Origin of the sequence: Sporosarcina sp. OR05 (assembly GCF_041414805.1) — a bacterium.
GTDB lineage: Bacteria > Bacillota > Bacilli > Bacillales_A > Planococcaceae > Sporosarcina > Sporosarcina saromensis.
On sequence record NZ_JANKJL010000001.1, the window covers coordinates 813,552 to 827,619 of the forward strand.

General features: G+C 37.7%; 16 protein-coding genes and 1 pseudogene. 16 read left to right on the forward strand and 1 reads right to left on the reverse strand.

Annotated features, from left to right (window positions below):
* Positions 1-33: 33 nt before the first annotated feature.
* The 14 genes and pseudogenes from NRI27_RS03885 (at position 34) to NRI27_RS03950 (ending at position 11,743) form a co-directional block, all read left to right on the forward strand.
* Positions 34-231 carry a hypothetical protein gene (locus tag NRI27_RS03885; protein ID WP_371389606.1) on the forward strand — a complete coding sequence of 66 codons (198 nt, stop codon included), beginning with the start codon at positions 34-36 and terminating at the stop codon, positions 229-231.
* 247 nt (positions 232-478) lie between these two features.
* A complete protein-coding gene (locus tag NRI27_RS03890; RefSeq protein WP_371389677.1) occupies positions 479-1,093 on the forward strand; it encodes an MOSC domain-containing protein in 615 nt (204 codons plus the stop codon).
* A 341-nt stretch (positions 1,094-1,434) separates the two neighbouring features.
* The gene (gene glmS, locus NRI27_RS03895; RefSeq protein WP_371389607.1) at positions 1,435-3,237 is read left to right on the forward strand and encodes a glutamine--fructose-6-phosphate transaminase (isomerizing); all 1,803 of its coding nucleotides are present in this window, start codon (positions 1,435-1,437) and stop codon (positions 3,235-3,237) included.
* 379 nt (positions 3,238-3,616) lie between these two features.
* Positions 3,617-4,288, forward strand: a complete 672-nt coding sequence (locus NRI27_RS03900; protein WP_371389608.1) for a DNA alkylation repair protein — start codon at positions 3,617-3,619, stop codon at positions 4,286-4,288.
* 33 nt (positions 4,289-4,321) lie between these two features.
* Positions 4,322-4,470: pseudogene (locus tag NRI27_RS03905) on the forward strand (DUF3658 domain-containing protein); the annotation flags it as partial.
* A gap of 457 nt (positions 4,471-4,927) precedes the next feature.
* Positions 4,928-5,752 (forward strand): GNAT family N-acetyltransferase, encoded by an 825-nt coding sequence (locus tag NRI27_RS03910; protein WP_371389609.1) that lies wholly within the window; start codon positions 4,928-4,930, stop codon positions 5,750-5,752.
* An 82-nt stretch (positions 5,753-5,834) separates the two neighbouring features.
* Positions 5,835-5,990 (forward strand): hypothetical protein, encoded by a 156-nt coding sequence (locus tag NRI27_RS03915; RefSeq protein ID WP_371389610.1) that lies wholly within the window; start codon positions 5,835-5,837, stop codon positions 5,988-5,990.
* A 146-nt stretch (positions 5,991-6,136) separates the two neighbouring features.
* Positions 6,137-6,589 (forward strand): NUDIX hydrolase, encoded by a 453-nt coding sequence (locus tag NRI27_RS03920; RefSeq protein WP_371389611.1) that lies wholly within the window; start codon positions 6,137-6,139, stop codon positions 6,587-6,589.
* 59 nt (positions 6,590-6,648) lie between these two features.
* Positions 6,649-7,182 carry a GNAT family N-acetyltransferase gene (locus NRI27_RS03925; RefSeq protein ID WP_371389612.1) on the forward strand — a complete coding sequence of 178 codons (534 nt, stop codon included), beginning with the start codon at positions 6,649-6,651 and terminating at the stop codon, positions 7,180-7,182.
* Positions 7,183-7,213: 31 nt separating this feature from the next.
* Entirely contained in the window at positions 7,214-7,753 is a 540-nt protein-coding gene (locus NRI27_RS03930) for a helicase (RefSeq protein ID WP_371389613.1), read from the forward strand.
* A gap of 130 nt (positions 7,754-7,883) precedes the next feature.
* Positions 7,884-8,531 (forward strand): hypothetical protein, encoded by a 648-nt coding sequence (locus NRI27_RS03935; RefSeq protein ID WP_371389614.1) that lies wholly within the window; start codon positions 7,884-7,886, stop codon positions 8,529-8,531.
* Between the two features lie 262 nt (positions 8,532-8,793).
* Positions 8,794-10,125 (forward strand): S1C family serine protease, encoded by a 1,332-nt coding sequence (locus NRI27_RS03940; protein WP_371389615.1) that lies wholly within the window; start codon positions 8,794-8,796, stop codon positions 10,123-10,125.
* A 202-nt stretch (positions 10,126-10,327) separates the two neighbouring features.
* Positions 10,328-11,101, forward strand: a complete 774-nt coding sequence (locus NRI27_RS03945) for a Cof-type HAD-IIB family hydrolase (protein ID WP_371389616.1) — start codon at positions 10,328-10,330, stop codon at positions 11,099-11,101.
* Positions 11,102-11,221: 120 nt separating this feature from the next.
* Positions 11,222-11,743, forward strand: coding sequence for a hypothetical protein (locus NRI27_RS03950; protein ID WP_371389617.1), 522 nt, complete (start codon positions 11,222-11,224; stop codon positions 11,741-11,743).
* Positions 11,744-11,794: 51 nt separating this feature from the next.
* On the opposite strand, the gene NRI27_RS03955 is transcribed toward NRI27_RS03950, so the two are convergent.
* Positions 11,795-12,610 (reverse strand): hypothetical protein, encoded by an 816-nt coding sequence (locus NRI27_RS03955; protein ID WP_371389618.1) that lies wholly within the window; start codon positions 12,608-12,610, stop codon positions 11,795-11,797.
* 193 nt (positions 12,611-12,803) lie between these two features.
* Here NRI27_RS03955 and NRI27_RS03960 point away from each other — a divergent pair, with 193 nt between their 5' ends.
* Entirely contained in the window at positions 12,804-13,277 is a 474-nt protein-coding gene (locus tag NRI27_RS03960) for a GNAT family N-acetyltransferase (RefSeq protein ID WP_371389619.1), read from the forward strand.
* Between the two features lie 43 nt (positions 13,278-13,320).
* A complete protein-coding gene (locus NRI27_RS03965) occupies positions 13,321-13,716 on the forward strand; it encodes a hypothetical protein (protein WP_371389620.1) in 396 nt (131 codons plus the stop codon).
* Positions 13,717-14,068 lie beyond the last annotated feature (352 nt).

Sequence of the window (14,068 nt, forward strand, 5' to 3'; positions counted from 1 at the left end):
AGTTTCCTTAGGTATATATGAGGAGAGAGTCTATTGAAGCAAGCATCCGATTTACAGGAGCTACTTAGGATTGCTGCTAGATTGGTTGAACACGGTGCAGTTGGACAAACGTACGTGAATCAAACAAATCACTCAACAGAAGAGACGCTGCTGTCAGATGAAGATATAGCTGGCAGACAAGCGTTACAAGTTTTACGTGTTATTCTCCATACAAATTTAGATATAACGTAATTTGACTACATTTTCAATGAGCCAAGTTTGTAACAAGTTTTTTATCGTATTCCCCAAAAAAGTTGTATCCGATGAGGAAATGGTCGTCTCATCTCTTCGTTGTAGAAAGAACACGACTATTGCTTGTGAACAAGGAAAAGTATATTGTTCTTTGGAAGCCATGTTATACTAATTGCAAGAAAATAATAGAAGGGATGGGCAAAGTTTGGCCAACATTATAAAGTTTGCAATTGGATTACCAAAAACGATGAAACACGGTGAAAACAAAGAAACAATTTCAGCGATTTGCAAAGAGCAAGTAGTTGAAGCGTATCTAACAAAAAACGGGTTCCGTGGGGATGGGGTAGCAGACCTTAAACACCATGGCGGGCCAGATCGTGCAGTTTGCATGTATCCTTATGAGCATTATGTCTTGTGGGAACAAGAATTTCAAACAAAACTTCCTGAGGCAACTTTTGGGGAAAATATTACAGTTGGCAACATGTTAGAGAAGGATGTACATATTGGAGATATCTATCAAATTGGGGAAGCGGTCATTCAGATTGCGCAAGGTAGAGTTCCATGCAGCACGATTACGAAACGGACAAATCTTCCTGGGTTGTTAAAGAGGATCGTTGAAACTGGCTACACAGGATATCTGTGCCGTGTCTTAGAGGAAGGTATCGTGAGAAGAGATTCGAAGATTGAATTGATTGAGAGACATCCAGAAGGCGTGTCCATCCTATTTGGCAATGAAGTCTATTTTCATAGACCGAAAGATCTCGACGGCATGCGAAAATTGTTAAGCCTTCCTGAACTCGCCGAAGATTGGAAAGAGACAATACAGAAAAGATTCGATAAATTAAGTAGTACAATACAATAGATTGACAAGAAAAATAGAAGTTTTGTATGATAAACGGGTCGGATTGAGTGTCCGACCCATATACTAAAAGGGGGCCGGTTAATAGGTAAACGGAAAACAATTATAGCGCCAGTGCTGGAGAAATCGGACGACACACATCTTCAGCAGACGAGGTGGAGGAGTATCGAACTGTTCGGCGGATGCCTCCCGATCGACATTGCCCGATTGTAATTTTTGCTTTAAAAACGTTTGAGTGATCAGACGGACAAAGAAGCAAAAAGGCAAAATCATATAAGCAGACAAATGACACTTCTGAATTTTACGAGGTGTGCTTTGTCATTGCTTCAATCGGAGGAATCACTATGTGTGGAATTGTTGGGTATATTGGAACGTCAAACGCGATGGAAATCTTGTTAAAAGGGCTTGAAAAACTAGAATATCGGGGCTATGACTCAGCTGGTTTAGCACTTCAAACTGAAACAGGTGTTCACGTCGTGAAAGAAAAAGGACGCATTGCGGATTTGCGGAATGCAGTTGATTCATCTATCGAAACAAAAATGGGAATCGGTCATACACGGTGGGCGACACACGGGGTACCGGATAAGAAAAATTCACATCCGCATCAGAGTGCTTCAGGCCGATTTACACTTGTTCATAATGGCGTAATTGAAAACTATGTCCAATTGCAGAGAAAGTATTTATCTCATGTACAAATGAAATCTGACACAGATACTGAAGTGATTGTTCAACTAATCGAGAAATTTGTGTTGGACGGCATGATGACAGAAGAAGCATTCCGTCATACGTTAACACTTCTTCATGGATCTTATGCAATTGCAATGCTCGACGAAAACGAACGTGAAACGATTTTCGTTGCCAAAAACAAAAGCCCGTTGTTAGTTGGCGTTGGTGAAGATTGCAATGTCGTTGCGTCAGATGCAATGGCGATGTTGCAAGTGACTGACCAGTTCATTGAGCTGCATGATGAAGAAGTCGTCATCGTTACAAAAGAAGCAATCGAAATCAAAACAGTAGACGGTACAACGATTGAGCGTGCGCCTTATACAGCGATGCTCGATATGAGCGACATCGAAAAAGGGACGTATCCACATTACATGTTAAAAGAAATCGACGAACAACCAGGTGTCATTCGAAATATCATATCGGCCTATACAAATGCTGAAGGTGAATTGTCGATTGATGAAGCGATTGTCAATGCGTTTAAGCAAGCAGATCGTCTGTATATCATCGCAGCCGGTACGAGTTTGCATGCAGGGTTAATCGGTCAGCAATACATGGAGAAAGTGGCAGGCATACCGACTGAAGTCCATATTTCAAGTGAATTCGGTTATAACATGCCGTTGTTATCGAAAAAGCCACTGTTCATGTTCATTACCCAATCAGGGGAAACGGCTGATAGCAGACAAGTGCTCGTGAAAATAAAAGCACTCGGCTATCCGACCATTACAATGACAAACGTCCCTGGCTCCACATTATCACGTGAAGCAGACCATACACTCTTGCTGCATGCAGGTCCTGAAATCGCCGTCGCTTCCACAAAAGCGTACACAGCACAAGTTGCGGTGCTTGCAATTACAGCAGACGTTGTTGCAAAAGCATTTGGTAGATCAGTAGCATTTGATTTGAAACAAGAACTTTCAATCGCAGCAAACGCTATTCAAACGCTTGTCGATTCAAAAGAAGAAATGGAAACAATTGCGAGAGACTTTTTAGCAACTTCACGTAATGCCTTCTTCATCGGACGTAACATGGATTATTACGTTAGTCTAGAAGGTGCGTTGAAGTTAAAAGAGATTTCTTATATCCAAGCTGAAGGCTTTGCAGGCGGCGAATTGAAACATGGAACAATCGCGTTAATTGAAGAAGGTACGCCTGTCATTACGCTCGTCACCCAAAATCAAGTGAGCCTCAACATTCGTGGTAACGTCAAAGAAGTCGTCGCAAGAGGGGCAAACCCTTGCATCCTTTCAATGGAAGGAATGGAGGAAGAAGACGATCGTTTTGTCCTCCCTAAGGTACACGAATTGCTGACACCTTTAGTATCAGTGCTCCCACTGCAACTCATCAGCTACTATGCAGCGTTACATCGTGGTTGTGATGTTGATAAGCCGAGGAATTTGGCGAAGAGTGTAACGGTGGAGTAAAAGAAATTTGTTAGGGTATAAATTTAATATTGTACACTTCTTATCATAAAAAGTCTTCACGAATAAATCAGTGTTACAAAGATCGAAAAGGAATTGGGTAAATAGCCTATTTCCCTTCGATCTTTTTTTACGTGGTGAAGTCGTTTTACGTGAAGTTTAATTGAATTTATCGTATAGGAATAAAACATCTAAAAAGAGTCTGATAATTTATGTGGGATTTTGGTATAATCTTATGAAGGAGATAAAATATGACAAATTTCTATGAGGAAGATAGGATGTAGGACTGGCAGAGGAAAAAAAATTAATGAAAAGACACTGTTAGAAGGAAAAAGATAGTCATGTAAGTCGCGGCAAACCTCAATTATAGGAGCTGTTTAAAATGGATGGACAAAGAGCATCAACAAAAAACCAATACTCTTCAAAAGCAGAAATCATTATCGGTCAGATTAATGCAAACACGAAGCTAGGTGACTTGCGGAAAATTGCGAAGGACATTAAAAAAGATCACGAACTAGCTATGGAACTGTGGTCAACTGAAATGTTTTTGCCTAGGCTATTAGCAATCTTAATTATGGATAAGAAACTTCTTTCGCAAGATGTGCTAAATAGGCTTGTCCAGGATATGCACATACACACATTTGACGAGCGGAATAACTTAATGGATTGGTTAATGGCGAATCAGCTCACTAAAGACAAGAAGAACATCGCATTGATGCAGTCATGGCAAAATAGTCCTTCTGCTCTTCAAAGGCGAACTTATTGGTATTATCAAGCGAGATTAAGATGGACTGGGCAAACACCACCTAATAACACGGCAGACTTGTTATCTGCAATAGAAGCTACGATTGAGCAGGAAGATCCCGAAGTTCAATGGGCTATGAATTTCACTGCAGGCTGGATAGGTGTTTATGATGAAATGTATCGTACACGGTGTATGAAAATTGGTGAGAAAACGGGGCTTTACAAAGATGAAAAAGTAGCAAAAGGCTGTACGCCAAGCTATTTGCCGGCGTTTATTACAATTGAAGTCAACAAGCGAAACAACAATTAGTTACTATAGAAAAAGATGCCGAATGACATTGTGAAATCAGCTAGACTAATCGGCGGGGTATTAGGATATGTAGGTGACTCATTTTAGAATATCGCCTGAAAAAACTGATTGAAGCGGGAGTCTTTGAAGTAGAGGGGAGCCTTAGGGCAATGCGTTATTACAGTGTAAGATTGAAACGTTGAAAGGTAATTAAGAAATTTTATGGTATCTGGGTTGCTTGGTTCTTTTCTTATTTAGTATCTAGTAATGATTAGTACTGTTAGGTTGAAACTTCATTTTATAGTTCATCATTAAATTTTCTTGCGATTTATACAGACCTTGCAGCATTAACAATTTTGAAAAAACTACTAACTAAAAAGGAGACGTAGCTTGAGAAAATTTAATCTCAAAATTTATTGGCTAACAATAACTTTCATCATGATTACTGGTGTTTTTCTTATTGCTGTATTACAAAATAAGGGTTTCTTTTATGCTTATATTCTAATGTGCTTGTTTTGGTTAACCGATTTTATTATTGATAGAAAAATAAGGGGTAAATCTAAGTAGCTCAAGCCACTTTCGTTATCATTAGAAAGTAGAGTGTTTTTATAATTTATTGTATATGTTGTCTTCATTGCAATTTAAGGTGGGTGTAGATAGATGATAGTAGAATTGAAAAAAGAAGAATTTTGGAAGTGTAGAGAATTAGTAAATGAGCATGTTCAAATAGAAGCCATTGCAGTAATTGAATCCATCAATCCGGGACGTATATTTGTCGACGATCAAAAGCATCCGCTAACGGGGCTTATTTGGTTAGGAAATAATGATGGGTTTATCTTTTTTGGAGATGAACAAAACGAGAAATTTAATCGTGAAATTAATGGTTTTATAGACAGTGTAATCGTACCAGAAGCAAGAAAAGTCCAACTTGAGTGGTTTGAAGGTGTTGGTAATCATGAAAGATGGAATGAAGTTATTAAACATGTTTTTGATCACAGGCAATTAGGGAGCTGGGTTCAACGGGTTTACACATTGAAACGTTCCGATTATTATTTGCATTCCGAACCGGTTATTAATGTAGATTATGATGTGATTAAAATAGAAAAGAGTCTCTTTAAAGATGATTTGATCAAGAATATTGATTTTCTAAAAGGAAAATTACTGGAGTTCTGGACTTCGATTGAGGACTTTTTAGATACTGGGATCGGGTATTGTATAATTCATCAAAATGAAGTGGTAAGTATTTGTTTTTCTGGTTTTGTTGTTGGAAATGTTCATTGTATCAATATTGAGACACTAAAGCCTCATCAAGGAAAAAAGTTAGCTCAACTCGTTGCTCATCACTTTGTAAATGAATGCTTGAAGAATAATGCAGTTCCTTATTGGGATTGCATGGAAATGAACAAGCCTTCCGTTGCAGTTGCAGAGAATTTAGGATTTGAAAAAGTGTTTGAATATGTCGGTTATGAATTTTTACTTGAATAAATTAGTGTAGGAACCTAATTTATTTGACGCAATACATACTAGAAAAGTTTAGAAACCCTTAGCTAAAATAGGAGTGAAGCGATTGAAAGATAAAGACAAAGGTGTTTTGTATGCACATATGTTCGTCGGGACGCTTGGACTTATGATAGTAGGTTTAAGTTTACTTCAACAATTTTTTGAAACTAGAAGTTTAGGATCTATACTTGCTTTAATAGGTTTTCCTCTCGTTATGATTTAATTAAATTATATTGAAAGCAAAGCTGGCGTTCCTAAAAAAATAATTATAATCAGATCAATAATTGCTATGCTGTTAATTATAATCTACTATCTTGCGATGATTTACTAGAACATTACCTTATTACTTTAGTCTGTGGAGGGACAGCATTGGAATACTACAAATATTTGAGACAATATGTTGGTCATCAACCGATCATATTACCTGGATCAGTCGTCATTATGATTAATGAGAAGAAAGAAGTTTTATTGCAAAAAAGACGTGATGGCTATTGGGGATTGCCGGGTGGTTTGATGGATTTAGGGGAGAGTTTTGAGGAAGTGGCAAAGCGAGAAGTTTTTGAGGAAACCGGATTAGTCGTTGGGAATCTTAAGTTACTCAGTGTAAACTCTGGAGCAGATTGTTATTTAAAAGTAGCGAATGGGGATGAATTGTATTCCGCAACTGCCATATTTTATACAGAAGACATTCGAGGTGATTTGGTAATTAATTATGAGGAATCAGAGGGGATGGAGTATTTTCCTTTGAATCAGTTACCGGAACAGCTAATTGATAATGACAAACGTTCCATTGAGTATTTTTTAGAAACTGTAAAGTTCTAATACAATAGGGATTAAATGTAGACGAAGTATATCAGACAAACTTCGTTGGAGGTGTAAGAATGATCTATTTTGAAACAGCTAGATTGCGATTCCGTGATTGGAAAGTTACAGATATTATTTCTTTTGCTGAAATGAATGCAGATAACGAAGTGATGAAGCATTTTCCTAAAACATTATCAGCCGATGAATCCAATGAGTTCTATGAAGCCATCGTTGCCAAATTTCATGATTTTGGTTTTGGTTTTTATGCTGTCGAAGAAAAGGAAAGGAACGAGTTTATCGGCTTCATTGGTTTTCATGAGGCGACATTTGAGACGGATTTTACACCTTGTATTGAAATCGGTTGGAGACTGAAAAAGGAAGCGTGGGGAAAAGGGTATGCAACCGAAGGAGCGGAAGCTTGTTTGCATTATGGATTTACCGAGTTAGGGTTTCGTGATGTTTATAGTTTTACAGCTGAAATCAATACACCTTTCCAAAATGTTATGAGAAAGATTGGAATGGATTTTAATACATACTTCGATCATCCTAAACTTCCGATAGAGAGTCCGTTAAAAAGGCATGTTTTGTATCATATCAAACAAAAAAGTTAGGAATGATTTTCAATCGAAAGGAGTGAAGCGAATGGGTGAGACGAGAGACAATGTCTATCCTAATTGCAATGCCATTGTTCGAGTTATTCAAGTAGGGGGTCTTTCCAAAACGCAGCTTCTTGAGAAATTGCAACAACATTCTATTCGTATAAATGAACTAGGAGAGAGGTTGCTTGCTGATAAAAGTTTTACAACTTCAGAGCATTCCTATGAACTGAGAGCTGTTGAACTAACAGTGAGCGAGCTTGGCTTTGCAAACGGAGCTACATTACAACAAATTTACGCTGCAGCCCATAAGCTTGGTTTACAATTGTGTCCCCTCGAACTGGGTCCTCATCTTCGAATAATGTATGTGGATCAGCCGGAAGGATTCATTGGCAAGCCATCACATACTATGCGGGCTCCGTATGGTTCAATTACAATTGCATCAGAAAGTATTTATGAAGACGAAGATTTTCCAAAAGGTTTTTATCTTAGGAAGATAGATGGCGAGTTGTGGTTAAGAGGTTATGTTGCGGATGATGAGCATGTTTGGGAGCATGATGATCGTTTTGTTTTTTTGTCAAACTAGTTATTTACGTTCGTGCGTGGACGGGTTTATATTCCGCTATCTTTTACTTCGAAGAACTCCCCTCCATAGATCTGTGTATCTATTCAATTCTTAATACATATGTTTTACAAAATCTAATTATAAGGGGGGAATGAGACAAGTGAGATACAGATTGATAACGATATGTTTACTTTTTACTCTTATTACTATTCTTCTCGTCAATAGTAAGTATGCCAAAGAAGTGAATATCTTATCGGATCAACCCACTGATCTTACTAGTTATGTTGAAAAATATTCAGATTTAATGCAAGAGATTACAAAAGAGTTGAGAAAAAATCACGTAAAGTTCGTTTTGGATTATGCAATTCTTCCTGATGAAACCATAGATATTTTAATAAAATTGCCAAGAGAGGATATTGAAACTAAAACAAAAGTTGAAATTGAACATCATGTTACTAATGTTTTGCGAGAAAAAGAATTTAACCCAGATCAATTTCATTTGAAAATATCCAGTTATTATGAAACATCTTCGGATGATGAGCGTTCTTCTGTACGATTGAGCTATAATGATTTAATGGGGAATTTAATGCAAGAACTAAAAAAAAGAAATCATTTAACTTTTAGTTTAGAGTACGCCATTACACCTCGACATGTTGAGGTGATTATAAACTTACCAGTTGATAGCACCGAAAATACAAAGCTAGAAGTAGAACAAAGTGCGAATGAAGTTATTAAACGAAACAAATATGCTATTAATGATTTTCAAATAACTATAGTAAGCAAAATCTTAACGAAGTAATCCCATTCATATTACAAGCTCCCATCAATATAAAGGTGGGGGCTATTTGATGCTTACAAGGCTAAGTGTGAAGAGGAGGTTGAAGTCTTGCAAGTGAAACGTTTCAACCTAAAGAGTAGATGAAGCTTATTTGGATTTTATTTAGAACCTTACGATGAACTAAAACATTTTACGAACAAAATACTTGAAACTTGTTGCATCTCTATTCGTATACTAGATATAGTTTGCTGTTCAAGAATCATTTGAGCATAGGAATCAAAGGATGAAGAGAGGTGAAGAAATGTTCTGTAACAAATGTGGTCATCAGAAGGAAGAGGGACATTTCTGTAGCAACTGTGGGACTCCGTTAAATGAAGAACCGAAATCGAAGAAACGGATTTGGGCATGGGTAGGACTAACTGCTTCTGTTGTTTTATTTCTGAGTATTTGTTTTGGATCGTACTTATTAATTCAGCGTACGTTCAGTTCTACTGAACCTCTTACCGGTGCGCAGGAAATCGGTAATGAAACAGTGGAAAAAATCGAGCAGTCAACAACAGGTCATTCTGAGCAAATTGAAACAGACAAAACAGATAAAACCGTTCTTATTAAAGAAGCGATGCCAAAAGTGTTTACAATCTTTACGGAAGAGAGTATTGGTTCAGGTTTCCTTTACCAAAAGGGCGGATATATTATCACGAATGCACATGTTGTTGCAGGCAATCCGGAAGTGGTGATTCGGAATTCGGCTGGTGAGGATTCAACTGGTAAAGTAATTGGCTTATCTGTCGACTCGGATATAGCGTTAGTTCAAGCGACTGATTATTACAATGCTGAACCCTTATCAATTGATAGGAATGAGTCAGATATTGGATTGGAAGTCATAGCACTTGGTAGTCCTCAAGGCTTTGAAAATTCTGCCTCCATCGGGTACCTCACTGGCATCGGAAGAGATATTGAGTTTGGATTTTCGTATACGAATTTGTACCAAGTCGATGCGCAAATTGATCAAGGCAGCAGTGGCGGTCCATTGCTCGATGCATCAACTGGTAAAGTAATTGGCATTAATTCACTCATGTATACGAATCAAAACAGTTTTGCATTTTCGATTCCGATGTATAGCATGATAGACTTGGTCGATTCTTGGATTAGTCGACCGATGACTGATGACGAAATTCATGACGTATTTGCTGTTTATGAGAACTTTGAGTTGTATGCAGATACAGACAATTCCACAACTGAAGAAGAATATTACGATTATACGGATGAATATTTGGCAGAATTTATTATGGAGTTCGGGGACTATTACGAAATGGCTCTCTATGAGAATGATTTCTTCTGGATTGAAGATATGATTTTACCTAAATCTGAAATCTATAGCCAATTGAAAACGTACATTCGTAATTTCTCTGAGCAAGGCTTTCATTATGAATTGGATTCGTTCGATGTCACCTATATCGAATACATGGAGGATGAAGTTGTTGTCTCTACGTATGAAACGTTTTACATGACAAATGCCCAAAATGCGACGAGCTTTATCGAGCAGGAAAAGGAATATACGATTGTCATCGATAAAGAAGGTTATTACCAAATCTCTGATATTTTCGTGTACTAATACACAATTGTTGTCTACGCAATAAACCCCAAAATGGAACGTGTTTTCTTGGAAATAGAGTCCAATTGGGGTTTTTATTTGTATGAATGGAGAAATTCTTTTCGATAGATTGAAAGTATGCTTGATGTTGGGGGATCTTCAAATTACGCTAAATAGAATTTCACTGTAGGAAGTATTCATCATACATTACAAGGAGCCGATCATGACTTATAAAATTGCATTTTTTGATGTTGATGGAACGATTACGAGTTGCGATGACGGTACGATTCCGACGTCTACGAAAGAAGCTATACGAGCATTAAAAGATCAGGGAATTAAGGTAGTCGCAGCAACCGGTCGACCATTGTCCATGTGTCAGAGCATTCAAGACTTAGGGATCGACACGTTTATTACAGCTAATGGTGGTTATGCAAAACATGCGACCGAAGTTATACATAAAATGACGATGGATCAGCAAATTGTCCAACAAGTTTATGATTTTGCGAGAGATAGAGAGCACGGTTTGTCCTTTTATACGGAAGATTATTTCATGAACGGAGTGAGAAATCCGCAGATCTTAAACGCATTAAAGGAAACACTATTCCTTCATGATTATCCTGCTTTTGATGAATTCATTTACCATCAAGAAATTTATCTAATGTGTTTGTTTGCTTCTGATGAAATGGTCGAATCTTATCGTACACATTTTCCTCATTTAACATTTTTACGATGGCATCCGTATGTGGTGAATGTTTTGCAGGAAGACGTATCAAAATCTATAGCGATTCGAAAAGTGCTAGATTACTTTGGCTTAGACAAAACCGAAGCAATTGCCTTTGGTGATGGGGAAAACGATATTGATATGTTAGAATTTGTGGGGTTTGGTGTTGCTATGGGAAATGGGAATGAACGAGTCCAGTCATCTGCTGATTATGTAACAAAAAAGTCCAGCGAAGACGGAATCGAACATGCACTAAAAAACTTGGGCATTTTATAATACTTGGTCGATTTCTTGCACACATCTAAAAAAAACGTTTGAATCAATTGTAATGAATCATGATAATCACACCTATCACATACCCTTATAAGGTATACAGAAAATTAAAAGGTGGCGGTCATGATAGGAAACCCTCAACTATTTGTGTTAGTTTCTCTTGCAGTTATCACCTTACTCATCATTTGGTTAGCGGCTCGGTTTAGAAAGGTTTTACTTCCGATGCAAGGGATGATCATTTCCATGTTTTTTGGCATGAGTGTTAGTTTGACGGTGGGCGTGTTGTTCGGTGTTGCTTATCACGGAAATTTGTTTCACTCTACAATGATAGCGATTGGAATCGGCGTGCTTGCAGGTTCACTTTGTGGTGTTTGGTTTGGACTGTTAGCAATTCTTGAAGGGTTCATGGCTGGCATGATGGGTGGTATGATGGGTGCAATGTTAGGTGCGATGATAAACGTCGAACAATCCGGGATGCTCATTCAGCTTCTGCTTTTAATGACGGTTAGCACGATCTTTATCATCCTTTTACTAAAGACGCCTAGACATGCCACCATCACAACCAAAAGGTGGTTGTTAAAACCTGTTCTGCTCGGGCTTATTGTCCTTGCTTATGCAATTGGTAGTGATGTATTCATTTGGTGATTGGCGAGAAACAATCGGCTAACAAGCTAAAAAAGCTTGCTAGCCGATTGTTCATTTTTCCTCTATAAACAGTTTAACGTCAGAGCCCAATAGATTTTGGAGCTGAGCCATTTTTTCTTCTGCAACTTTAACTGACTGGTATTGGCCTAATTCCATATAAAAACTACTTTCCGTTGTGTTAAAAGGAGTGCCACTTTCACGTAAGTAGCGGATGTCTGCTTTGTCAAAGATATTCTCTTCCATATTGGCCAGTTTACCCCCGAATGAAAAAGCTTCCGTTCTTATTGTATGAATTGCATGATCTTTTTCTTCTTCAGTTAACGGTTGAGCACTGATAACAACTTGTGCGGGATCTGCGTATTCGCGGACTTTATATTGCACAGGGGAGTTGAATACAATCACAAATCGCCAAGCAGAGTCATCGTGTGTGACTACCCAATAAGCATCTGCAATCAATTCACTATCCTTTAAAGCTGTAAAATCTCTAGCGTCAAATGCTCGTACGCCACTCATTGTGAAGGACATTGTGTAAGGGTTTTCTTGTACGTCTACAGTGAAATGAGGGGCATTGAGTTGTGGTTCTTGGATTGTCGCTTCACTTCTTTGCGTAAAATCAATAAGAATATGTTCCGCTTTTTCAACTTGTTCTAATGTAATACGATAAATATTGACGTTATCCGTAATTTCTCCTCCACCGCTCTTCCCATCTTCAAACGAAAGTTCTTTCACTAAATTTCCTTCGACATTCGCATGTCCAATCGATTGTTTAACGGCTACATCATCCTTCTGTGACGATGAGTCTTTAGATTCCACACTACATCCTACACAAAGCAGAAGCGTAAAGAAAACGATCACTATAATTCTCAAAAGAAGCCCCCCTCTTAACTTAGTTACTAGATTTGGAAAACGTTTACTGTTATCATTAGCGTACCTGAATAAATTTAGATAAGCAATTCTTTTTAGTTAAATAGATTGCGGTAGGATGAAAATTTTAAAAATTAAGTTAGTGTTAACGACATTAATAGGCTAATCTCTATAATCATTAACTGGAGGGTATTTAGTGTATATAAATATTGAGAGAGCAAACGTAGATGAGGCTGAAATAATAGTACAAATTTACCGAGATGCTTATTCGGAAAACGAAAATTTAGGGTTTCCAGCAAGTGCATCAAAAGTGAGCGTCAATGAAGTAAAGGAATGGATAAAGAGCACGATTTTACTAATTGCGAAAGAAGTAGAGACAGAAAAGATAATTGGTACTGTAAGACTGAAATATAGTGAAGACTGGAAATGCTATGTACTTGGAAGACTAGCTATAAAAACAAATTATAAAGAAGAAGGTTTTGGAAGGAAACTTATGGAATATTCCGAAGGTGAACTTATTAAAATGAATGAGCATGTAGTAAGATTAACAGTTGCCAAAAACCATCCTTATCTAACTGAAATATATCAAAAAAAGGGATATAAGATAATAGGTGACCGTATACTTGAAAATTTATTCTATGAAGAAATTATAATGGAAAAATCATTTTAGTTTACTTGAGTTAACTAATAAATCGAGTGAGGTGGCTATGAAATTGAAAGAAAAGCGAAATAGAGTTCTGCTTTTTCTGGTGTGTATGATGATTGTTGCAGTACCATTCATTTATAAAGTCGTGATTCAACCAAAAAACGCACTTGAAATGTATCAAATGGTGAAATTTGCGGAGGATTTCAACGAAGTAAGCGGCCATGTGCTAGAAGGATACGAAGGAAATGTATCGGAAGAGTTGTATAATGAGGTGAAAAATACAGATTTGTCTCCAGAGAAAGTTAGGCAATTCACAGTGTTTGAATATGAAAATGAAACGTATTTCATTGAAACATCTCCAGGTACAATGAAATTGAAGGTTTTAGGCTTGGATAAAGTGCCAGAAGAAGTACATGAGTATTTGAAGGATTTGAATGAGGAGATAGAAGTGATACATGAATAAGCAAAAATTCAACGAGTAAACGCTTGAAAATTGCAAAGAGGCTGGGACATAACATGAAAAAACTGCATTATGGCTAATTCGCCGTTGGGCAGTTTTTTATATTTTTCCAATGTTTCTTTTCGAATTCATGAGTGAATCGAAGCGGAAAAAGGCCGACTCCTCGAAAATGCTGACGCATTTCCTTCGTGCGATGCTTATTCGAGGAAGCCTATTCAATGTCCTGCGGGATTGTAGCGCGAATGTTGAGACCCCGCAGGCAAAGCCGTCACGTAGAACGGCTTTTGCGTTGGGAGCAAGGATGCCTTAATTTCTGCAAACTACGCAGAAATACGGCAAATCGAACTCTTCGTTG